The organism is Cellulosimicrobium sp. SH8 (assembly GCF_025818875.1).
In the GTDB taxonomy this organism is placed as follows: domain Bacteria; phylum Actinomycetota; class Actinomycetes; order Actinomycetales; family Cellulomonadaceae; genus Cellulosimicrobium; species Cellulosimicrobium cellulans_D.
Genome location: NZ_JAMXMH010000001.1, coordinates 332,441 through 354,425, shown reverse-complemented (window position 1 = coordinate 354,425; position 21,985 = coordinate 332,441). Strand labels below are relative to the sequence as shown.

20 protein-coding genes are annotated in these 21,985 nt (G+C 73.8%); 6 read left to right on the top strand and 14 right to left on the bottom strand.

The genetic code is table 11. The features are described 5' to 3' along the window. Positions 1-123: 123 nt before the first annotated feature. On the bottom strand, positions 124-1,179 hold the full coding sequence (locus NF338_RS01560; RefSeq protein ID WP_264029164.1) for an NAD-dependent epimerase/dehydratase family protein: 1,056 nt from the start codon (positions 1,177-1,179) through the stop codon (positions 124-126). Positions 1,180-1,336: 157 nt separating this feature from the next. Here NF338_RS01560 and NF338_RS01555 point away from each other — a divergent pair, with 157 nt between their 5' ends. Together NF338_RS01555 and NF338_RS01550 are read left to right on the top strand one after the other, a co-directional pair. Beyond that, positions 1,337-1,591, top strand: coding sequence for a type II toxin-antitoxin system Phd/YefM family antitoxin (locus NF338_RS01555; protein WP_264029163.1), 255 nt, complete (start codon positions 1,337-1,339; stop codon positions 1,589-1,591). Beyond that, complete coding sequence (locus NF338_RS01550) at positions 1,588-1,980, top strand: type II toxin-antitoxin system VapC family toxin (RefSeq protein ID WP_264029162.1); 393 nt, start codon at positions 1,588-1,590, stop codon at positions 1,978-1,980. Before NF338_RS01555 ends, NF338_RS01550 begins: the two co-directional genes overlap by 4 nt. 32 nt (positions 1,981-2,012) lie before the next feature. On the opposite strand, the gene NF338_RS01545 is transcribed toward NF338_RS01550, so the two are convergent. Both NF338_RS01545 and NF338_RS01540 read right to left on the bottom strand, forming a co-directional pair. Then, on the bottom strand, positions 2,013-2,921 hold the full coding sequence (locus tag NF338_RS01545; protein WP_264029161.1) for a siderophore-interacting protein: 909 nt from the start codon (positions 2,919-2,921) through the stop codon (positions 2,013-2,015). Between the two features lie 104 nt (positions 2,922-3,025). Then, positions 3,026-4,153 (bottom strand): epoxide hydrolase family protein, encoded by a 1,128-nt coding sequence (locus NF338_RS01540; RefSeq protein ID WP_264029160.1) that lies wholly within the window; start codon positions 4,151-4,153, stop codon positions 3,026-3,028. Positions 4,154-4,283: 130 nt separating this feature from the next. Between NF338_RS01540 and NF338_RS01535 the strand changes: the two genes are divergently transcribed. Both NF338_RS01535 and NF338_RS01530 read left to right on the top strand, forming a co-directional pair. Next, complete coding sequence (locus NF338_RS01535; protein ID WP_264029159.1) at positions 4,284-5,234, top strand: helix-turn-helix transcriptional regulator; 951 nt, start codon at positions 4,284-4,286, stop codon at positions 5,232-5,234. 170 nt (positions 5,235-5,404) lie between these two features. Beyond that, on the top strand, positions 5,405-5,968 hold the full coding sequence (locus NF338_RS01530) for a GNAT family N-acetyltransferase (RefSeq protein ID WP_264029158.1): 564 nt from the start codon (positions 5,405-5,407) through the stop codon (positions 5,966-5,968). A 10-nt stretch (positions 5,969-5,978) separates the two neighbouring features. On the opposite strand, the gene NF338_RS01525 is transcribed toward NF338_RS01530, so the two are convergent. Further along, complete coding sequence (locus tag NF338_RS01525; protein ID WP_264029157.1) at positions 5,979-6,407, bottom strand: type II toxin-antitoxin system VapC family toxin; 429 nt, start codon at positions 6,405-6,407, stop codon at positions 5,979-5,981. Further along, a complete protein-coding gene (locus tag NF338_RS01520) occupies positions 6,404-6,691 on the bottom strand; it encodes a FitA-like ribbon-helix-helix domain-containing protein (RefSeq protein WP_047231257.1) in 288 nt (95 codons plus the stop codon). Before NF338_RS01520 ends, NF338_RS01525 begins: the two co-directional genes overlap by 4 nt. Positions 6,692-6,798: 107 nt before the next feature. On the opposite strand from NF338_RS01520, the gene hrpA reads away from it, so the two are divergent. Beyond that, entirely contained in the window at positions 6,799-11,568 is a 4,770-nt protein-coding gene (gene hrpA / locus NF338_RS01515) for an ATP-dependent RNA helicase HrpA (protein WP_412845844.1), read from the top strand. Positions 11,569-11,611: 43 nt separating this feature from the next. Here hrpA and NF338_RS01510 read toward each other — a convergent pair whose 3' ends face one another. The 3 genes from NF338_RS01510 to NF338_RS01500 all read right to left on the bottom strand — a co-directional run bounded on the left by NF338_RS01510 (position 11,612) and on the right by NF338_RS01500 (position 14,791). Further along, a complete protein-coding gene (locus tag NF338_RS01510; protein ID WP_264029156.1) occupies positions 11,612-12,547 on the bottom strand; it encodes an endo alpha-1,4 polygalactosaminidase in 936 nt (311 codons plus the stop codon). 82 nt (positions 12,548-12,629) lie between these two features. Further along, on the bottom strand, positions 12,630-13,478 hold the full coding sequence (locus NF338_RS01505; protein ID WP_264029155.1) for a class II fructose-bisphosphate aldolase: 849 nt from the start codon (positions 13,476-13,478) through the stop codon (positions 12,630-12,632). Then, positions 13,475-14,791, bottom strand: a complete 1,317-nt coding sequence (locus tag NF338_RS01500) for an alpha-glucosidase/alpha-galactosidase (protein ID WP_264029154.1) — start codon at positions 14,789-14,791, stop codon at positions 13,475-13,477. Before NF338_RS01500 ends, NF338_RS01505 begins: the two co-directional genes overlap by 4 nt. Positions 14,792-14,934: 143 nt before the next feature. On the opposite strand from NF338_RS01500, the gene NF338_RS01495 reads away from it, so the two are divergent. After that, positions 14,935-15,792, top strand: coding sequence for a DeoR/GlpR family DNA-binding transcription regulator (locus tag NF338_RS01495; protein ID WP_264029153.1), 858 nt, complete (start codon positions 14,935-14,937; stop codon positions 15,790-15,792). A 13-nt stretch (positions 15,793-15,805) separates the two neighbouring features. Here NF338_RS01495 and NF338_RS01490 read toward each other — a convergent pair whose 3' ends face one another. The 6 genes from NF338_RS01490 to NF338_RS01465 form a co-directional block, all read right to left on the bottom strand. After that, positions 15,806-16,741 carry a 1-phosphofructokinase family hexose kinase gene (locus NF338_RS01490; protein WP_264029152.1) on the bottom strand — a complete coding sequence of 312 codons (936 nt, stop codon included), beginning with the start codon at positions 16,739-16,741 and terminating at the stop codon, positions 15,806-15,808. Then, entirely contained in the window at positions 16,738-17,745 is a 1,008-nt protein-coding gene (locus tag NF338_RS01485) for a carbohydrate kinase family protein (RefSeq protein ID WP_264029151.1), read from the bottom strand. Before NF338_RS01485 ends, NF338_RS01490 begins: the two co-directional genes overlap by 4 nt. Beyond that, positions 17,742-18,683, bottom strand: coding sequence for a carbohydrate ABC transporter permease (locus NF338_RS01480; RefSeq protein WP_205205620.1), 942 nt, complete (start codon positions 18,681-18,683; stop codon positions 17,742-17,744). Before NF338_RS01480 ends, NF338_RS01485 begins: the two co-directional genes overlap by 4 nt. Next, complete coding sequence (locus NF338_RS01475; RefSeq protein ID WP_264029150.1) at positions 18,683-19,603, bottom strand: carbohydrate ABC transporter permease; 921 nt, start codon at positions 19,601-19,603, stop codon at positions 18,683-18,685. Before NF338_RS01475 ends, NF338_RS01480 begins: the two co-directional genes overlap by 1 nt. Then, positions 19,600-20,898, bottom strand: coding sequence for an ABC transporter substrate-binding protein (locus NF338_RS01470; protein ID WP_264029149.1), 1,299 nt, complete (start codon positions 20,896-20,898; stop codon positions 19,600-19,602). The genes NF338_RS01475 and NF338_RS01470 overlap by 4 nt, the downstream gene beginning before the upstream one ends. A gap of 129 nt (positions 20,899-21,027) precedes the next feature. Continuing rightward, positions 21,028-21,915, bottom strand: coding sequence for an SIS domain-containing protein (locus tag NF338_RS01465; RefSeq protein ID WP_264029147.1), 888 nt, complete (start codon positions 21,913-21,915; stop codon positions 21,028-21,030). Positions 21,916-21,985: the final 70 nt, after the last annotated feature.

Below are 21,985 nucleotides of genomic sequence, written 5' to 3'. Positions count from 1 at the left end.
AACACGAGGTTGCCGTCGTTATCGGGCTGATAACGACAGCAACCTCGTGTTCGACGGCGGGCAGGGTCGTGTTCGACGACGGCCGGTCCCTGGGTGGCGGCCGCGCGGAGGGTAGTCGGCGGGTCAGCCGGTGGCGGCTGCGCGGAGGGCGGCGGCCTCGAGGTCCGGCGGGAGTCCGACGGCGGGACGGTCCGCGCGCTGCGGCGTCGCCTCGCCTGCGGCGTCGAGCGTGCGGAGCCAGGCCCAGGTGTCGCGCACGGTCTCGCGCACGTCCCGGGGGTGGAGCCCGAGGGCGTACGCGTGCGACGTGTCGGAGCCGTGGAGCGCGTCGTGGAGCTCGCCGGGCGGGAGCCAGACCGGGAGCTGCGTCCAGGGCGCGATCCCCGCGGCGAGCACCACCTCCGGCTCGACCCACACGAGCTCGGCGGGCGGGTTCCCGGCTGCGGCGGCGTCGTCGGCCGTCACGGCGACGCACGCGGCGAGCAGCTCGCCCGTCGTCGTGTGGCCCGGTGCGCTGACGACGTCGACCGGTCCCGACGCGCCCGCGAGCGCCGCATCCAGCGCGAACGCCGCGAGGTCGCGCGCGTCGACGTACTGCAGCGGCAGGTCCGCCGGCCCGGGCGCGAGCACGGGCCCGCCCTGCGCGACGCGCCGGAGCCACCACGGCAGCCGCCCGACGTTCTCCCGCGGGCCGAGGATCAGCCCCGCGCGCAGCAGGACGGCCCGGTCGCCGAGCGCGTCCACGGCGGCGATCTCCGCCCCCCGCTTGGCGCGGGCGTAGTCGTCGTGCGTCGTGTCGTCCGGGTCGCCGTCGACGACCGACGCCGTCTCGTCGGCTCCGCGGGGCTTCGGGAACGGGTACACCGAGCGCGACGACACGTAGACGTACCAGCTGTCGCCGGGGATCCTGCCGGCGAGCAGCCGCGCGGCGTCGCGGACCGCCGCGGGCGCCCACGACCACGTGTCCACCACGACGTCCCACGCCTGCGGGACGTCGTCGGCGCGTAGCGCATCCAGGCCGTCCGCGCGGGTGCGGTCCCCCAGGAGCTGCCGGACGCCGTCGGGCACGGGCGTGCTGCCGCGGTTGAGGACGGTCACGTCCCAGCCGCGGGCGAGCGCGTCGTCGACGACGGCACGTCCCACGAAGTCGGAACCGCCGAGGACCAGGAGTCGGGTCATGGACCCACTCTGGTGGGTCGTCGACTCGCCCGCAGGCGGTTTCGCCGCGGGCAGACGGCCGGAGGCGCACGCGCTCGGACAGGTCCTCTCGACCCGGGTCCCGCCTGACCCACCTGGCCAGGTATCCTGGCCATGACGCCGACACCGAGGAGGCACCGTGCAGGTCAACGTGCTCGAGGCCAAGAACAACCTCTCCCAGCTCGTGAGTCGCGCCGCGGCCGGAGAGGACGTGGTCATCGCCCGCCGCGGCGTCCCGCTGGTCCGGCTCGTGCCGGTCCGCGCGGACCTCGCGCACGGCACGGGCGCGGCGATCGTCGAGTGGCTCGACGACCATCCGCCGTCCACGCGCTCGATCCGCCCCGCGGAGCAGGTCGACGCCGGGATCGAGGCCGAGCGCGAGGGCTGGGAGTGATCTACCTCGACTCGTGTCTCGTGATCTACCTGGTCGAGGACGCGGAGCGCGGGTCCCACATGCGCGGGCTGCTCGCCCGGCACGGCGAGGAGGAGTTCGCGATCAGCCCGCTGGTCCGACTCGAGTGCCTCGTCGGGCCGCTCCGGTCGGGGGACGTGGAGCTCGAGGACCGGTACCGCTCGGCGCTCGGGCTGTTCGCCGAGGTGCCGCTCGACGGCGTCGTCTTCGAACGCGCCGCGCGTCTTCGCGCCGCCTCGTCGCTCCGCACGCCCGACGCGCTCCACCTCGCCGCCGCGCAGGTGCACGGGTGCACCGCCCTGTGGACGAACGACGCGCGGCTCGCGGTCGCCGGGCGCGGGCTCGCCGTGGACGTGCTGCACGGCACCTGACCCGGACCCCCGGTGCGCGCACCGACCGACGCTCAGTCGGGGTCGGCCGGGTCCAGGGGTGCGTCGGGGTCGAGGTTGACGACGCCGCGGCGCCAGTAGCCGTGCACCTCGACCTGGTCGGGCCGTGCCCCCGTCCGTCGTAGGTCGCGACGCACCGGGACGAGGTCGGTCGCCTCACCGGCGCCGAACACGTACTCGTCGGAGTCGAGCGGGCCCAGGGCGCGGACCGCCTCCGCGAGCTGGCCGGGACCGTCCGTGCGGTAGAGGATCTCGAGCGTCGCACGACCGAGCTCGTCCTCGACGAACGCCTCGTCCACGTCGTCGCCGATCTCCACGATCGCCGTCACCGGCACGTCCGTCCCGACGGCGTCGACCCACCGGGCGAGCGCGGGCAGCCCCGTCTCGTCCCCGACGAGCAGCAGCCGCGCGACGCCGTCGGGCACGCCGCGGCTCGTCGTCGGGCCTGCGAGCACGACCTCGTCACCGACCTGCGCCCGAGCCGCCCACGCCGATGCCGGACCGCCCTCCCCGGTGGGCGGCGCGCCCGGGTCGGCGCCGCCGTGCAGCACCCAGTCGACGTCGACCTCGGCGACCCCGTCGACCGTTCGCGTCGCCCGCACGGTCATCTCGCGCGAGATCGACACGACGCCGGTCGGGCGCTGGAGCGCGCCGTCCGCCGCCAGGGTCGGGGCGTGCAGGACTCCGCTCGCCGAGTCGGGCAGGAAGACCTTGACGTGGTCGTCCGGGCCGGGGGCGCGCAGCGCAGCGAGCGAGGCCAGGCGCGAGCCGTCGACGTCCGGCCCGGCCGCCCGTCCGTCGTGCGCGGTCGGGGCGGCATCGCGGAACGTGATGCGCCGCAGCGCGCCGGACGTCTCCTGGACGCGGTGCACGCGGGCGCGGCGGGGAACGAGATCGAGGGTGGTGCGGGCTCGGGCGAACACCGCCCCATTCTGCGCCGAGCACGACGTTGCTGTCGTTATCCGGCCGATAGCGACAGCAACGTCGTGGTCGAGGGCGCGTCGCCCCGTTCTCGACGATCGGGGTGTCAGTCGAAGAACACCCGGAGGTCGGCGACGACGTCCTGCGGGACCTCGAGCGAGGCGTAGTGGCCGCCGCGCGGGAACTCGGACCAGTGCTCGATCCGGGCGTTGTCGCGCTCGGCGAAGGCGCGGATCGTCTGGAAGTCGTCCCGGAAGACGGCGACGCCGATCCGACCCTGGCTCACGACCGGCTCGGCACCGGAGCGCTGCTCCGCGTAGTGGTAGCGCGCGGCGGTCGCGTAGGAGTTGGTCAGCCAGTACAGCGTCGCCTGGGCGAGCACCTGGTCGGCGCTCACGAGGCTCGTCCCGTTGCCGAAGCTCTCGAACAGCTCGTGGTACGCGAGCACGGCCACCGGCGAGTCGGCGAGGCCGGCGGCCATCGTCTGCGGCCGGGACGCGTTCATCGTGTTGTAGGCGCCGACGGACTGGAACCACTGCAGGTGCCCGAGCGCCGCGAACTCCTTCTCCCCGAAGCCGTCCATCTCCCCCGGCGCGCCGGACGGGAAGGAGAAGAGCTGGAGCACGTGGGCGCCGCGGAAGCCCTCGGGGTCGAGGATCGCGAGCTCGCGCGAGACCATCGCGCCGCCGTCGCTGCCGTGGATCCCGTAGGAGGCGTAGCCGAGGTCGCGCATGAGGACGTCGTAGGCGCGGGCCACTCGCGCCATCGTCCAGTCGGTGTCGCCGACGACGGGCGTCGAGAACCCGAAGCCCGGCATGGACGGGATCACGAGGTGGAACGCGTCCTCGGGGCGGCCGCCGTGCGCGACGGGGTCGACGAGCGGGTCGATCATGTCGAGGAAGTCGAGGAACGACCCGGGGTACGAGTGTGCGAGGAGCAACGGCGTCGCGTCCTCGTGCTGCGAGCGGACGTGCAGGTAGTGGATCGGCTGGCCGTCGATCTCGGTGCGGAAGCCCGGGTAGGCGTTGACCCGGTCCTCGACGGCGCGCCAGTCGAACGCCGTCCAGCGCCCGACCATGTCGCGCAGGTAGGACTCGGGCGTGCCGTAGTCCCAGGAGTCGCCGGGCGCGGCCGGCGCGAAGCGGGTCCGCTCGAGGCGCTCGCGCAGGTCGTCCAGGTCGGCCTGCGGGACGGCGACGGAGAACGGGCGGTGCTCGAGGGTCGTGCTGCTCATGATTTCTCCTCGGTCGGAGCGGGCCTCGTGCCCTGCTCTGGTACCGACGTTACGGAGGGTTCAGGAACAGTTTCTTCCGCTATTCTGGCCCTGTTCCGGCTTTCTTCCGGCGACCTCTCGGAGGGACCTCGTGGCCTCCACCTCGGCCCGCATGCTCGCCCTGCTCGGGCTGCTCCAGTCGCGCCCGGACTGGTCGGGTGCGGAGCTCGCCGCCCGCCTCGACGTCACCGACCGCACCGTCCGCAACGACGTCGCGCGCCTGCGCGAGCTCGGCTACCCCGTCGACGCGGTGCGCGGCCCCGGTGGTCGCTACCGGCTCGGGGCCGGCGCCCGGCTCCCCCCGCTCCTGCTCGACGACGCCGAGGCCGTCGCGGTCGCCGTCGGGCTGCGGGCCGCGACCGGCACGGCGGGTTTCGAGGAGTCCGGGGCGTCCGCGCTCGCCAAGCTCGAGCAGGTCATGCCCGACAGGCTGCGCCGCCGCCTCGCCGCCCTGCGGTCCGCGAGCGCCGCCGGCCCGGCGAACACCGACTCCAACGTCGAGGACCCGGTCGTCGACCCGGACACGCTGACCGCGCTCGCGGACGCCGTGCGCGACCACCAAGGCCTGCGCTGCTTCTACCGCGACGAGCCGCTCGAGCTCGAGCCGTACCGCCTCGTCGCGTGGCAGCGCCGCTGGTTCCTCGTCGCCCGCGTCCCGGCGACGGGCACCTGGGCCCCCTTCCGCGTGGACTGGCTCGTCCTCCGGGTCCCGGGCGGGCGACGGTTCGCGCCGGTCGACTTCCCCGGGGACCTGACGGACTTCGTCGTGCGCGAGGTCGCGCGCACGGGATGGGCGGTCCACGCGCGGATCGTCGTCGACGCGCCCGCCGACGAGGTGCTGCGGCGCATCAACCCGACGGTCGGCACGGTCGAACCGCTCGACGACGACCGCTGCGTCCTCGTCACGGGCGGCGACAGCGTGGAGGTCGTCGCGGTCTGGGTCGGCATGCTCGGCCTCGACTTCCACGTGACGGAGCCGCAGGCACTCGTCGACCACGTGCACACTCTCGCCGCCCGCTACGCCCGAGCGACCTCACCCTGACCGGGCCCTGCCCGCCCCCGGTAGCCGAACACGACGTTGCTGTCGTTCTGGCCCTCTTTCCGGGACTGATGTCGTGCTCGACCGGGAGCAGGGTCGTTCTCGGCGCCGCCCCGACGTAGGGCCCGACGGCGGTGCTCGCCCGTGTGGGCGGGCGCGCCTAGCGTGGCGGGATGGACGTGGAGGTGCGCTCCGCCGTCGGGCGCTACGACGACTTCGCCACCGTGGTGGGCCCGCGGAAGGAGGGCGTGCGCGGCTGCTGGTGCATGTCCTACCGCGACAGCCGGGTCGGCGCGGAGGACCGCCCCGGGTTCATGGCCGACCTGTGCACGACCGACCCCGGGCCCGGCGTGCTCGCCTACGTCGACGGCGAGGTCGCGGGCTGGTGCTCCGTCGCGCCGCGCAGCACCTACCGCCGGTTGATGAACGCCCGGACCATCCCGTTCGTCGACGACCTCGACGCGTGGAGCGCGGTGTGCTTCGTCGTCCGGGCCGGGTACCGGCGACGCGGGCTGATGCACCACCTGCTCGCCGGCGCGGTCGAGCACGCGGCCGCGCACGGCGCGCCGGCCGTCGAGGGCTATCCCGTGGACACGGGCGGCGAGCGCGTCGACGTGATCTCCGGGTACGTCGGCACCGTCGCGCTGTTCGAGCGGGCCGGGTTCGTGCGCGCGGCCCCGACCACCGGCGTGAGCGGCGGCGTGCCGCGCGTCGTCATGCGCCACGCGCTCGGCTGAGCGCGCTCGGTCAGGACGGCCCGGTGCCCCACGGGTCGACGACGGCCACGCCGGTGCCGACGAAGTCGCGGACGTTGCGCGTCGCGAGCGTCGCGTCGTGCACGCGACAGATCGCGGCGATCTGCGCGTCGGCCATGCTCATCGGCCGCCCCGCTCGCTCGCCCAGCGCGAGGAGGGTGCCGCCGACGCGCGCGGCGTCGGCGTCGTACGCGAGCACCCGGCCCGAGAAGGTCGTGGTGACGTGCTCCTCGATGAGCGCGGCGAGGCTGTCCCGGCGCCGCCCCTCGGGCAGCCGAGCCACGCCGTGGACGATCTCGCCGACGGTGACGGCCGTGATCCACAGTGCCTCCGGAGCCTGCGCGTCGAGCCAGCGGAGCACGCGCGCCTCGGGTACCGGGCGGATCGCCTCGGACACGACGTTCGTGTCGAGGACGATCACGCGTCCGCGACCTCGCGGTTCGACCCGCCCGGCTCGTCGGAGAAGTCGACGGCGCGTCCGTGCTCCGAGCGCGGGGGCAGGTCGAGCTCGACCGTCAGCCCGGCGTCGGCGAACGAGCTGTGGATGAACGTGCCGAGCCCGCGTTCCAACCCGCTCGGTGCCGTCACCGCAGACGTGAGGATCGCGCGGATCTCCGCCTCCATGGAGCGGCCGTGCTCTGCGGCCCGGGCACGCAGCCGTTCGCGCACGTCGTCGTCGAGCCCCCGGATCGTCAGCGTCGCCATCTCGACCACCTCCGAGAACCACGCTAGCAAAATGACAGCACTGTCCGCCAGGGTCGTCCCACCCTCGGGAGCAATGAAGTTGCGACGGGTTGAGAGAATGGACCGTCGTGAGTACCGAGCCCGCAGCGAACCAGCCTGACGCGCGCCCTGCCCAGCAGGGCGGCGCCGCCGAGGGCACCCCGCGCGAGGGTCGTCGTCGCCGCGGGAACCGCCGCGGCCGCGGGCAGAGTGACCGCCCGACGTCGGGCGCCTCGACGACCGGCACGACGGCGCGGCGCGGCCGGGGCGAGCGGACGCCGTCGGGCCCGCGGCAGGTGAGCCGCGCACAGCTCGAGCGGGCCGCGCAGGCGCGCGAGACCGTGACGGTCCCGCCGATCACGTACCCCGAGCAGCTCCCCGTCAGCGCACGGCGCGCGGACATCGCCGCCGCGATCCGCGACCACCAGGTCGTCATCGTCGCGGGCGAGACGGGCTCCGGGAAGACGACGCAGCTCCCCAAGATCGCGCTCGAGCTCGGCCGTGGCCGCAAGGGGCAGGTCGGGCACACGCAGCCGCGTCGCATCGCCGCGCGCACGGTCGCGGAGCGCATCGCGGAGGAGCTCGGCACAGAGCTGGGCGGCGTCGTCGGCTACCAGGTGCGGTTCACCGACACCTCCAGCGAGGACACCCTCGTCAAGGTCATGACCGACGGCATCCTGCTCGCGCAGATCCAGCGCGACCCGGAGCTGCTCGCGTACGACACGATCATCGTGGACGAGGCGCACGAGCGGTCCCTCAACATCGACTTCCTGCTCGGCTACCTCGCGCGGCTCCTGCCGCGCCGCCCCGACCTCAAGCTCGTCATCACGTCGGCGACGATCGACTCCGAGCGGTTCGCGCAGCACTTCTCCCCCGCGCACCTCGCGTCGCTCGGGGGCGCCCCGGACTACGTCGTCGACGCGCTGCCCGACGCCGCGCCCGTCGTCGAGGTGTCCGGCCGCACCTACCCGGTGGAGATCCGGTACCGACCGCTGTCGCCCGATGTCGACCCCGGCGCCTCCACCGGCACCGGCACGAAGGCGAAGGGCCGCGCCGGCGCCGAGGAGAAGGACCTCGTGACCGGCATCGTCGACGCGTGCGACGAGCTCATGCGCGAGGGACCGGGCGACATCCTCGTGTTCCTCTCCGGCGAGCGCGAGATCCACGACGCCGCCGACGCGCTCACCGGCCACCTCAAGGACCGCGTCACCGACCCGAAGCACCCGCAGCGCGTCGAGATCCTGCCGCTGTACGCGCGGCTGTCGTCGGCCGAGCAGCATCGCGTGTTCCAGGCGCACACGTCGCGGCGCATCGTGCTCGCGACGAACGTCGCCGAGACGTCGCTCACCGTGCCGGGGATCCACTACGTCGTCGACCCGGGCACGGCCCGCATCTCGCGCTACTCCAAGGCGACCAAGGTGCAGCGGCTTCCCATCGAGCCCGTGTCGCAGGCGAGCGCCAACCAGCGCTCCGGCCGCTCGGGCCGCGTCGCCGACGGCATCGCGATCCGGCTCTACTCCGAGGACGACTTCGTCTCCCGGCCCGAGTTCACCGAGCCCGAGATCCTGCGCACGTCGCTCGCGTCCGTGCTGCTGCAGATGATCTCCGTCGGCGTCGTCGAGACGCCCGACGAGGTCGCGCGCTTCCCGTTCGTCGAGCCCCCGGACACGCGCGCCGTGCGCGACGGCGTCCAGCTCCTCACCGAGCTCGGCGCCCTGGCCACGTCCGACGGCGTCACGCGCCTCACCGAGGTCGGGCGGGTGCTCGCGCAGCTCCCCATGGACCCGCGCCTCGCCCGCATGATCTGGGAGGGCTCGACGCTCGGCGTCGCGCGCGAGGTCGCGATCATCGCCGCCGTCATGTCGATCCAGGACCCGCGCGAGCGCCCCGCCGAGGTCCGCGCGCAGGCCGACCAGGCGCACGCGCGCTTCACCGACCCGCACTCCGACTTCCTCACGTACCTCAACGTCTGGGAGTACGTCCGCGAGCAGCAGCACGAGCTCTCGTCGTCGGCCTTCCGCCGCCTCTGCAAGGCCGAGTACCTCAACTTCCTGCGCATCCGCGAGTGGCAGGACGTCGTCGCCCAGCTCCGCGAGATGTCCAAGCCCCTCGGCATCGACATGTCGTACAAGCCGCGCGCACGCGGCGCGGCCGGTAGCCCGAGCACCTCGGGGGCAGCCGCCGCGGACCCGACCACCGCCCCCGACGCAACCCCTGACAGCCAGGCGTACAAGTGCGCCTGGGACGGCGACACGATCCATCGCGCGCTCCTGTCCGGCCTCCTGTCGCAGATCGGGATGCAGGACACGGGCGACGTGAAGGCGTCGTCGGTCGCGCACCTCAAGGGCGAGGCCCGGGCCAAGGCGCTGCGGCGCGCGCAGAAGCAGGCACGCAACGAGTACACCGGCGCGCGCGGTGCGCGGTTCGCGATCTTCCCCGGGTCGCCGCTGAGCAAGAAGCCGCCGGCGTGGATCATGGCGGGCGAGCTCGTCGAGACGTCGCGGCTGTGGGCGCGCGACGTCGCGCGCATCCAGCCCGAGTGGGCCGAGGACCTCGCGGGCGACCTCGCGCGGCGCGCGTACTCCGAGCCGCACTGGTCGACCAAGCGCGGCGCGGCGATCGCGACCGAGAAGGTGCTGCTCTACGGCGTGCCGATCGTCGCCGACCGCAAGGTCCTCTACGCGAAGGTCGACCCCGAGGCCGCGCGCGAGATGTTCGTGCGGCACGCGCTCGTGCAGGGCGAGTGGACGACCCACCACCGGTTCTTCCACGACAACCGGAAGCTCCTCGACGAGGCCGAGGAGCTCGAGGCGCGCTCGCGCCAGCGCGGGCTCGTCGTCGACGACGACGTGCTGTTCGACTTCTACGACGAGCGCGTCCCCGACGACGTCGTGTCCGCCGCGCACTTCGACCGCTGGTGGAAGACGGCGCGGCGCCGCGACCCGGACCTGCTCACCTTCACGCTCGAGCAGCTCGTGCCCGACGCCGAGCAGATCGACACGTCGCAGTTCCCCGAGACCTGGCCCCAGGGGGAGCTCACGCTCCCGCTCACGTACCAGTTCCAGCCCGGGACCGACGCCGACGGCGTCACCGTGCACGTCCCGATCTCCGTGCTCAACCGCGTCGTGCCCGACGGGTTCGACTGGATGGTGCCCGGCCTGCTCGACGAGCTCGCCACGGCGACGATCCGCTCGCTGCCCAAGCCGGTCCGCGTCCAGCTCGTGCCGGCACCGGACGTCGCGCGCGACGTCGTCGCCTGGCTCCGCGCGCACACGCCCGCCTGGGAGGACATGGCCCGCGCGGGCGACATGGCCGAGCCGTTCCACGTCGCGTTCACGCGCGCCGTCCGGGCGCTGCGCGACGTCGCCGTCCCCGACGACGCGTGGGGCCCCGAGCAGGAGGCGCGCCTGCCCGCGCACCTGCGCATGACGTTCCGCGTCGAGGACCCGCGCGGCCGCGGCGGGTCCGTCGTCCTCGACGAGTCGAAGGACCTTCTCGCGCTCCAGCGCCGTCTCGCCGCGCAGAACCAGGCCGCGGTCCGCGCGGCGGTCAAGGGAGCGGTGGGTGCTGCTCTTCGTGAGGCCGCTTCGGGATCGGTTCCCGGGTCGGGTGCGTCGGTCTCGGGGTCGGGTCCGGCGACGGAGGGGGCGTCGGTGTTCGGGCTACCATCCGCGCCGCTCGTTCCTCACGGCGCTCCCGCCAGGCCCGCCACGCCCTTCGCATCCGACGCCCCCTCCCCCGCCTCCGCGTCCGGCTCACCGTCCCGCAACGGACAAGCCGCAGTGCGCGGCGGCGCAGTTCCGGCCGTGGCGACCGGCTCGCCCGGGCGAGCCGACGTGCGGACCGATCTGGCGTCGTCGGACCTCGACGAGGCGACGACGCGACGGGCAGCCGCCGCGGACGCGACCACCCCCGCCCTGGTGACCGAACGCGCGAACCTGACCACCTGGCCCGACGACCTGAGCGACGGCCGACTCCCGGCGACGGTGTCGACGGACCTCGGGGGCGGGGTGGTCGTGCGGGGGTACCCCGCGGTCGTCGAGGAGCAGGACGCGAAGGGGAAGCCGGTCGTCGCGCTGCGCGTGCTCGCCGACGCGAACGCGCAGACGCGCGAGCACGCGCGCGGCGTGCGGCGGTTGCTGCTGTCGGAGACGGCGCTGCAGACCGGGCGCATCACCAGCCGGTGGAACGGGACGCAGTCGCTCACGATGGCGGCCAGCCCGTACCGGAACACCGAGGCGCTCGTCGCGGACCTCCAGCTCGCCGCGGTGATCGCGCTGACGAGCGGCGGCAGCGGGCAGCACGGGGCGCAGCCGGACGCGACGACGATCCGCGACGCGGAGGGCTACGCGGCGGCGCGGGCGTTCGTGCGGGCGCACCTGGAGGAGCAGGTGCACCAGGTGGTCGGGCACGTGGTCGCGGCGCTCACGGCGTCGCGCAACCTCGACGCGGAGATCCGCGCGTCGAACAGCCTCGCGCTGCTCAACACGCTCACGGACCTGCGCGACCAGGCCGCGGGCCTGATCCACGACGGCTTCGTCTCCCAGACCCCGCCCCGACGGCTGCCGCACCTGACGCGCTACCTGCGCGCGGCGTCGTACCGGCTGGAGAAGGCGCAGACGAACCCGAACCGCGACGCCGAGCTCGCGTGGCGCGTGCACGACGTCGAAGAGGCGTACCAGCGCGCCCGCGCCGCCTACGCCCAGGGCCCGGCCGACCCGGTCCGCGCCGCGGACCTCGCCGAGGTGCGGTGGCTGGTCGAGGAGCTGCGGGTGTCGCTCTTCGCGCAGCAGCTCGGCACCGACGGCCCGGTGAGCGAGAAGCGCATCCGCAAGCTCCTCGCCCCTGACGGCTGGTGACGCGGGGCGGCGAACGGCGTGGGCGCCGCCCGCCGCCCCGCGGTCAGCAGGTCTCGAACACGTACGAGTACGGCTCGCCCGTCTCCTCGACGGGGTCGAACCCGCTCACGTCCGTGTCCGGCGTGACGAGGTAGAGGTCGCGCAGCACGGTCAGGGGTGCGCGGTCGCCGAGAGCGCAGACGTCGGCGAACGTGAGGCCCTCGCCCGCGAGCGGGCCGGGGTACTCGACCTGCAGCACGTGGTCGCCGTACACGTCGGTGTACGCGGAGCACTCGTCCCAGACGGCGCACTCCTCGGTCACGGCGAAGTCGAAGCCGAGGTCGTCGTGCGCGACCTGCGTGATCTCCGCGGCGTTCTTCTGGGCGATGGCGAGCCCGGCGTCGTGCGCGAGACCGACGTACGCCGTCGCTAGCGCGTGCGCGCCGGCCTCGTCGATCTGGTCGAACCGGGTCCAGGTGTCGAGGTTGTCGATCTCGACGGCGTCGAACCCGTCGTCGGCGCACCCGGTGACGACCGGGCCGAGGAGGTCGAGGATCCCGTCCCGCTGCGCGGCGGTCGAGGGGTCGAGCACGAACTCGTCCGGCCAGTCGGGGTCGATCACGAGCTCCCCGCCCGCGTCGTGCAGCAGGAGCTCCTCGTGGTCGAGCCAGAGGTCGGCGTCGTCGGGCTGCGTCTGGAACCCGTTGACGTAGCAGACGTTGTACGCGCCCGGGAGCGGCGCTGCCGTCGCGTCGCGCACCACGACGTCGGGGGCGACCGGCCCGGATCCCGCGTCGACCTGGTCGTACGCGCCGCCGAGCTGGTAGTCGAGGATCCCGCTCGTGGGCGGCAGCTCGACCGCGGCGGGGGTCGTCGCGTCGGTGGAGGTCGTGCGCGCCGTGTCCGGGACGGGGCTCGTGCCGCCGACGGCGGGGCCGCCCGCGCACGCGGTCAGCACCAGCGCCGAGCCGAGGGCCAGGCCGGTCGTCGTTCGTCTCATGTGCTCGTTCCTCTCGTCGTGACGCGCTGCCCGCGCGCCATGGTGGGGGTGCCGATCAGGAGATGCAGGACGGTCCGAGGTGTCAGGCGAACACCTGCGTGCAGAGCCGGTCGACGGCGTCGCGCACAGCCCCTCGCGCCGGGGCGAGGTACTTGCGGGGGTCGGTGACCCCGTCGTTCGCGTCGAGGAAGTCTCGCACCTGACGCGTGTAGCCGACGTTGAGCGCGGTCCCGACGTTGATCTTCCGGATCCCGCGCGCGACGGCGTCGCGCAGCATCGCGGCGGGCACGCCGGACGACCCGTGCAGCACGAGCGGGACGGGGACCTCGGCGGCGATCCGCTCGACGAGGTCGAGGTCGAGCTCCGCGGTCGTGCTCGTCATGGCGTGGGAGCTGCCCACGGCGACGGCGAGCCCGTCGACACCGGTCGCGGCGACGAAGGACGCCGCCTCGTACGGGTCGGTCCGCACGCCGGGCGCGTGCGCACCGTCCTTGCCGCCGATCGCGCCGAGCTCGGCCTCGACCCACAGCGTGGTGTCGTGCGCCGACCGGGTGAGGTCGCGCGTCGTGGCGACGTTGTCCGCGTAGTCGAGGTGGGCGGCGTCGACCATGATCGACGTGATCCCGAGCCGCCACGCCTGGTCGACGACCTGGCGCGCGAGGTCGACGTCCTGGACGTGGTCGAGGTGCAGCGAGACGGGGACGCGCGCCGCGACGGCGATCTCGCGGCAGGCCGCGACCAGGGCCGTCATGCGGCCCTCGTGGTAGCGGACGGCGTTCTCGCTGATCTGCAGGATGCCGGGTGCCCCGGCGTCCTCGAGGCCGGCGACGATGCCCTCGGCGTGCTCGAGCGTGATGACGTTGAACGCGAGCACGGCGCCGCCGTCGCGCGCCGCCGCAGCGACGAGGTTGCCCGTCGCGGCCAGGGTCACAGGGCACCTGCCGGCACGAGGGCGCGCAGCGGCTCGGGGAGCAGGTCGCCGTGCGCCGTGACGAGCTCGTCGCACAGGACCCAGATCTGCTCCGGCGTGAGGGTCGAGGACGCGTTCGGGTCCATGAGCACGGCCTGGCGCACGAGCCGAGGGTCGCCGGTGCGCGCCGCCTCGACGGTGAGCGCGCCGACCGAGACGTACGGCTGGTTGAGCGCCGCGCACTGGGCCGGGAGCGAGCCCATCGGCACGGGGCGCAGGCCGTCACCGTCGACCGCCGCCGGGACCTCGACGACCGCGCCCTGGGGCAGGTTGTCGATCAGCCCGTGGTTGGGGACGTTGACGTGCACCTCGCGCGGCGTCCCGGTGACGAGCGAGTGGATGATCTGGGGCGCGTACTCGCTCGCGCCGTCCTCGAGCGCGAGGTCCTCGCCGGCCGCGAGCGCCCGCCGCGCCGCCTCGAACTCCGCGACGTTCTCCCGGCTGATGCCGACGTACTCGAGCGGCTGCAGGCGGTAGCGCTCGATCTGCTCGTCGGAGCGGAGGAACCAGGGCAGGTACTCGGAGGAGTGCTCGCTCGTCTCCGTCGGGTAGTAGCCGAGGCGACGGAAGATCTCGACCCGGACGCGACGCTCGAGCCCGGGGTCGCGGCGGATCGTCTCGCGCAGCCGCGGGTACAGCGACTCGCCCTGGTGCTCCCACTCGAGCAGCCACGCCTGGTGGTTGACCCCCGCGGCCCGGTACCGCGTCTCCTCCACGGGGACGCCCACGAGCTCCGCGAGGTCGTGCGCCGTCCAGTAGACGGAGTGGCAGAGCCCGGCGACCTTGAGGTCGGGAGCGACGGTGGAGACCCACCACACGTTCATCGCCATCGGGTTCGTGTAGTTGAGCAGCCACGCCTGCGGGCACAGCTCGCGCATGTCGGCCGCGATGCCCTCGAGCACCGGGAACGTGCGCAGCGCGCGGAACACGCCGCCGACGCCGGTCGTGTCGCCGATGGTCTGGCGCAGGCCGTGGCGCGCGGGGATCTCGAGGTCCTTCAGCGTCGCGTCGATGCCGCCGACCTGGATCATGTTGACGACGAAGTCGGCACCGTCGAGGGCCCGGCGACGCTCGGCGTACGCCTCGACGGTGGCCGACGCCCCGAGCTGGCGGCTCACCTGACGCGCGGTGCCCTCGGCGACGCGGAGCCGCTCGGGGTCGATGTCGTGCAGCACGAGGCGGGCGTCGGCGAGCTCCGGGTAGCGCAGGATGTCGGCGACGAGCTGGCGGGTGAAGACGACGCTCCCGGCGCCGACGAACGCGATGCTGACCATGTCGACGATCCTGGGCGCCGTCGAGCGCACTGTGCAAGAATACGATCAGATTTCGCTGATAACACTCACTTTGACTGAGCGATTTGCCTCGTCCGCTGCCGAGAGCGTCGGACACCCGCCCCGCAACCGCCGGAAGGAAGCGCATGTCCGTCGCACCCGACGCCGCGCCCCGCGCGATCTCCCACAAGCGCAGCGACCGCATGATGCGGGCGCTGACGTACGTCAACGAGCACGGCACGGCGCGCCTCACGGAGCTGGTCCGCGAGCTCGGCGTGTCCTCGGCCACGATGCGGCGCGACCTCGCGGACATGGAGGAGCAGGGCCTCGTGCTGCGCACGCACGGCGGGGTGCGCGCCCTCGACCCCACGACGGAGGTCCCGGTGCTCCTGCGCGACTCCCGGTTCCGCGAGGCGAAGCTGCGCATCGCGCAGCACGCCGCCGGGCTGCTCCCGCCGGGACGCTACTCCGTCGCGATCAGCGGCGGCACGACGGCGGCGGCCGTCGCGCGCGCCCTGGCGACGCGACCCGACCTCGCGATCGCCACGAACGCCCTGACGACGGCGACCGAGCTCGCCGCGCGCAGCAACCTGCAGGTCATCATGACCGGCGGGTTCGTCCGGTCGAGCTCGCTGGAGGCCGTCGGCGTGCTCGCCGAGCACACGTTCAACGCGATCAACGTCGGCACCGCGTTCCTGGGCACGGACGGCATCAGCGTGCGTGGTGGCGCGACGACGCACGACGAGACGGAGGCGCGCACCAACCACGCGATGGTCGCGCACGCCGAGCGCGTCGTCGTGGTCGCGGACGGCTCGAAGGTGGGGCGCGTGACGCTCGCCAAGATGGCGGACCTCGAGGAGATCGACGTGCTCGTGACGGACTCGTCCGCCGACCCGGCCGCGCTCGACGCGATCGCCGCGGCCGGCGTCGACGTCCAGGTCGTGCCCGACGACGGTCCGGTCGCGGCCGTGCGGCCGACCGAGGGGCCGACCGCGCAGCGCTGACCCCGCAGCGGGTCTACGGCACCGGGAGCGCCACGGTCTCGACCGTGACCTCGCCGACGAGACGGCGGGCCAGGTCCGCGTCCAGGACGGCCGCACCGGGGACCTGGGCGTTGGCCGTGCCCGCGGCGGCACCGAGCGCCACCGCCTCGGCGAGGGACGCTCCCGCGTCGAGCGCGACGAGCATCCCGCCCAGGAACGAGTCGCCGCTGCCCACCGGGAAGCGGCCGACGTGGCCCCCGAGCCGCACGCGCAGGACGCTCGTGCCGTCGTTCGCCCACGCCCCCTCTGCGCCGTCCGTGACGACCACGAGGCCGCCCGACCGGTCGCGGATCCCGGTGACGAGCGCTGGCCCCGGGGTGTCCTCGGGGACGCCCAGCAGCTCTGCCGCCTCGACCCGGTTCACCTTGACCAGGTCCGGCCCCTCGCCCACGGCACCCGCGAGCGCCGGACCGTGGCTGTCCACGGCGACGCGGGCACCCGCAGCCCGCAGCCGGCCGACGACGGTGCCGACCACGCTCGGCGCGATCGTGCCGGGGAGGCCGCCGGACAGCAGCCACCACCCGCGGTCTCGCGCGGCGAGGTCGAGCGCGAGCCCCACGGCGCGGTCGAGCGTGTCCGGCTCCACGGGGACGGCGCTCTCGTAGATCTCGGTGAGCGCACCGGTCTCTGCGGCCAGGACGGACACGCACGTGCGGGTCGGGTGGGTTCCCGGCACGACGTGCAGGTCCACGCCGTCGGCTCTCGCCCCGGCCGCGACGTCCTCGCCCGACCCCCCGGCGAGGACCGCCACCGCCGCCGTGCGGGCGCCGAGCGTCGCGGCGGCACGAGCCGCGTTGAGCGCCTTGCCTCCGCCGACGCGACGGACCTCGCGCGGGCGCTGGATCCCCTCGAGCGCATCGACGACGTACGTGACGTCGAGCGACGGGCTGAGGGCGAGCGCGGAGATCATGCGAGCGCGGCCCGCAGCGCGGCGAACGTGGCCTGCGCCCCGGTGCCGCCCGGGCCGAGCGTCGACAAGGAGCCGGCACAGGCGGCCCAGCGCACGCGCTCGGTCTCGTCCTCGATCCCGTGCGCGAGCGCCGCGAGGTATCCGGCGTCGAAGCTGTCACCGGCCCCGGTCGTGTCGACCACCTCCACGGCGAGCCCGGGCGCACGCACGACGGCTCCGGCCGGTCCCACGGACCACCCGCCGCGCGCGCCGTCCTTGACCACGACGCGGGGGCCGCGCGCCGCGACCGCCCGGGCGAGCACGACGTCGCGGTCGCCGGTGTGCGCCGCGTCCTGCGGACCTGGTCCGAGCACGCCCGCGACGGCGCGCAGCTCGTTGCGGTTCGGCAGCAGCACGTCCACGTGGGGCAGCACGTCCGCGAGCCCGGTCCAGCGCTCGGCGGGGTCCCAGTTCGTGTCGAGGCTCGTCGTCCACCCCCGCTCGCGCGCGGTCGCGAGGACGGCGGGCAGGTCCGCGGCGAGTCGCGGCTGGAGGAAGTACGACGCGACGTGGACGACGCCGGGCGGCCCGTGCCAGCCGTCGAGCACGGCGAGCGCGTGCGAGCCCGTGAGGGTCGGGATCGTCCCCGGGACCGTGAGGATCGCCCGGTCGTCGGGCGTGGAGAGGATGACCGAGAGCCCCGTCGCCTCGTCGCGGGCGACGTCGACGGCGGACACGTCCACCCCGGCGGCGCGCAGCGCGTCGAGGGTGAAGGTGCCGAACGTGTCCGCACCGACGCGCGCGACGAGCGTCGTCGGCACCCCGAGGCGCGCGACGCCGGCGGCCGCGATGCTCGCCGAGCCGCCGAGGACGAGGTCGCCGGAGTCCGCGAGCTGCTCGGCCTGGCCGAAGCGCGGGACGACGTCGCCACGCAGCACGAGGTCGACGTTCGCGTCCCCGACCACGACGACGGGTCGTGCAGCGGTCCGGTCGGGTCCGTCGGGCAGGGTGTGGGGCGTGGTCATCCCTTGACTCCGGTGAAGGTCATGGTGGCGATGAACTGGCGCTGGGCGAACAGGAAGAACAGCACCAGCGGCAGGGTCGCGACGACGTTGCTCGCCATGAGCAGCGACCAGTCGGTCCGGCGCGCGCCCTGGAAGTTCGTGATCCCGAGCTGGAGCGTGAACGACGACGGGTCGTTGATCGCGATGAGGGGCCAGACGAGGTCATTCCACGAGCCGAGCAGCGTGAAGATCGCGAGCGTCGCGAGCGCGGGCCTCGCGAGCGGGAGGATGATCCGCCAGAACGTGGAGAGCCGGGAGCACCCGTCGAGGACGGCCGCCTCCTCGAGCTCGGGCGGGAGCGACAGGAAGAACTGGCGCATGAGGAAGATCCCGAACGCCGACGCGAGCCACGGGACCATCGCGGCGGCGAGCGTGTCGATGATGCCGATGCGCGCGAAGAGCACGTACGTCGGGACCATGAGGAGCTGCGTCGGGATCATGATCGTCGCCATGATCGCGAGGAACCCGAACGTGCGGCCCGGGAACTTGAGCCGCGCGAACCCGTACCCGGCGAGCGAGCAGAGCACGATGTGGGACGCGACGGCGACGACCGAGACGAGGACGGTGTTCGTCGTCCAGCGCAGCACGTCCGTCTCGGTGAAGAGCTTGACGTAGCCGTCGAGCGTGAGCTGCGAGGGCCAGAACCGCGGGGGGAACCGGTTGATCTCCGCCTCGGGCGTGAGCGACGTGAGGAACATCTGCACGAACGGCGTCGCGAACAGCACCGCGACGGGCACGAGCAGCAGGTGCCAGAGCCAGGTGCGTCGCCGCCGACGCCGCGGCGCGGCGGTGGCGGTGGTGGAAGCCGGGGGCGGGCCGTCCGGGGCGCCGGGCGGCGCCGCCTGCGGTCCGCCGGGCGCCGCGGCGTACGCGGCGGGTCCGGGAACGGTCGTCGGCATCAGAGTCCACCAACCTTCGTGCGGCGGGAGTAGAGCGTCACGGCGATGGTGATGAGCAGGGTCACGGCGAACAGCCCGTACGCCACGGCTGACGCGTACCCGAACTCGAGCTCCTTGAACGCCGCCTTCCACAGGTAGTACACGACCGTCTCGGTCGACCCGAGCGGGCCGCCGCGCGTCGTCGTGTAGACGAGGTCGAAGAGCTGGATCGCCTGGATCGTCTGCCAGATCGCGACGAACACCGTGACCGGCGCGAGCTGGGGGAACGTCACGTGCCAGAACGACTGCCACCGGTTCGCGCCGTCCACGCGGGCGGCCTCCGCCAGCTCGACCGGGATGTCCTGGAGCGCGGCGAGGTAGATGACGGTCGTGAACGCGGCCTGCCCCCACAACGACATGATCGTGATGACGACCATCGCCTGCGACGGATCCTCGAGCCAGCCCTGCTGCGGGAGGCCGAGGACGCGCAGCACGTTGTTCACGAACCCGAACTGCGGGTTGAACAGGTAGGTCGTGAGGATGCCGGTGGCCGCCGCGGAGACCACGAACGGCAGGAACACGAGGGTGCGGTAGACCCCGACCAGGACGAGCCGGCGGTTGAGCGCGACCGCGAGGCCGAGCCCGAGGAAGAGCGAGGCCGGGACGAACAGCGCGGTGTACAGGAGCGTGTGCCCCACCGCGGCGCCCAGCTCGGCGTCCGTCAGCATGCGCCGGTAGTTGTCCGCGCCCACCGGCTCCGGGGTGGAGAAGCCGTTCCAGTCCTGCAACGACAGCAGGAAGGCCCAGACCGCGGGGAAGATCGACAGCCCGACGACGAGGAGCGTCGCGGGGGTGACGAAGCCCCACCCGGCGAGCGCCTCCCCCGTCCGGCGGCGCCGCGGGGCCCGCCGGACGGGGGTGGGCGCGAGCGTCGTCGTCACTGGTCCGCCAGCGCGTCGTTCGACTCGGCGGCGGCGCGCTCGAGCGCCTCGCGCGGCTCGCCCTTGCCCTGGAGGACCTCCGAGACAGCCGTGCCGACCGCCTCGGAGAGGTTCACGTACCCCGGCACGGTCGGGCGGGGGATCGTGGCGTTCTCGCTGTTCTGCGCCATGACGTCCAGGCCGGGCATCGCCGCGACCTGCGCCTGGAACTCGGGAGAGTCGATCTCGCTCTCGCGCAGCGGGAGGTTGCCGTAGACGACGTTCCAGCGCACGTCCTGCTCGGGGTCGGTCAGCCACTTCGTGAACTCGTAGGACCAGTGCTCACGGTTCGCGTCCTGGTGGTCGAACAGGACCCAGAGGTCGGCGCCGGAGATCGTCGTGTGCTCGCCCTCGTAGGCGGGCAGGGGGACCACGCCGTACTGCGTGCCCGCGACCTGGAGGTCGTACAGCGTCCACGGCCCCGACGTGACCATGCCGATCTGGTCGCTCGCGAAGATCTGCGTGAACTTGGTGTCGGTCTGGTCGAGGTAGACCGACCCGTCCTCGACGGCCATGTCGCGCAGGAACGTCAGCGCGTCCACGCCCGCGTCGGAGTCGAACGTCGCGGTCGTGCCGGACTCGTCGAGGATCTCCCCGCCCCGCTGCCACAGGTGCGGCCAGAACTGCCACGTCGTCTCCTCGGAGCCGGAGACCCCGTAGGCGTAGCCGTAGGTGCTCGTCGCGGGGTCCGTGAGCTCCTTCGCCGCGGCGCGGAAGTCGTCCCAGGTCCAGTCCTCGGTCGGGTAGTCCACGCCGGCGGCGTCGAACACCGTCTTGTTGTACAGGAGGGAGAGGTTGTCGACCACGGCCGGGAAGCCGATCGTCGTCTCGCCGTCCGGCTGGGCGGTGGCGCGGGCGGCCCCCGAGAACTCGTCCCAGCCGACGTCGGGGTCGCTCACCTGGTCGGTGATGTCGAGCGTGCGCTCCGACTCGGCGAGCTCGCTCGCCCAGGAGCCGAACGCGTAGGAGATGTCCGGGTAGGTGCCGCCCGCGAACGAGGACGACAGCTTCTGCAGCAGGTCCTCCGTCGACGGCGCGCCCGACGACACCTCGATCGTCACGTTGGGGTGGAGCTCCTCGAACTCCTCGGCGAGGCCCGTGAGGATGGTCTGGGCCTGGTCGGCCTGGCCGGTCCACCACGTGAGCGTGACGTCGGCCTCGGGGTCGAGGGTCGTGGCGCCCTGGGTCCCGGACGAGCACGCCGCGAGCAGCAGCGCGCCGGAGACGACGACCGCTCCGGCGGCTCCCCGGGCCACGGTGAGAGGACGGGCGGGACGGCGGCGGGTGGGATGACGGAACATTGTCGGCCTTGTCTCTTGGGCGGTCTCTTCGTCGAGTGTCCGGGTACTGCGTCCCCGTCGGTGACGGGCTGTCGCGGGTCGTCCTCAGCCGAGGACGACGGAGCGGGTGAGGTGGCGCGGCGCGTCGGCGTCGAGGCCGCGGTCGGTCGCGAGGGCGACGGCGAGGCGCTGGCACTGCACGAGCTGGACCAGCGGGTCCCCGGCGAGGTGCACGACGGTCGCGCCGGTGCGCCGCACGTCCTCGGCGAGCGCCGGGTCGTCGTCGCCCAGCAGGATGACGAGCGTCGCGTCGGTGGCGACGGCGACGGGCCCGTGCCGGTAGTCGAGCGCCGGGTAGGACTCGGACCACGCCTGCGCCGCCTCGCGGATCTTCAGCGCCGCCTCCTGCGCGAGGCCGTAGGCCCACGAGCGGCCGAGGAAGACGAAGTGCTCGAACGCGCCCGGCTCGACGGGCAGCGGCGCCGCGAGCGCCTGCTCGGCCTGCTCGACGAGGTCGGAGAGGTTCTCCCCGAACGTCTGGCGGGCGACGGCGAGCACGGTGGTCGGGAACCGCGTCTGGACGACCGACTCCTCGTCCGCGAGGTCGAGCACGAGGACGTCGTCCGCCGCGAGGGCGACGGGCGTCCCGGCGACCCCGACGACCGCGGCGGTGCGCGTGCCGGCGGGGACGGCCGCGAGCGCCTCGAGGCACTCGCTCGTGGTCCCGGAGCGGCTGATGACGACCACGCGGTCGTAGGGCCGCGTCGGGTGCCACTCCGACGCGTACGCGGCGTCGGTCTCGCCGAGGCCGGCGTCCTCGCGGAGGACGGCGATCGCCTCGGCGACGAACGCGCTCGTCCCGCACCCGAGCACGAGGACGCGCTCGCCGGGCGCGCCGAGCACGGAGCCGGTGGCGGGGCCGCCCGCGAGGGCCTTGGCCCACACCTCGGGCTGGCTGTGGATCTCTCGCTCGGTGACGGCGCTCGGGCTCACGTGCTTGTCCTGTCGTCGGCGGGGTCGTGACCCCGGGTCCAGCGGTGGGTGGGTGCCGCGCGACGCGGAC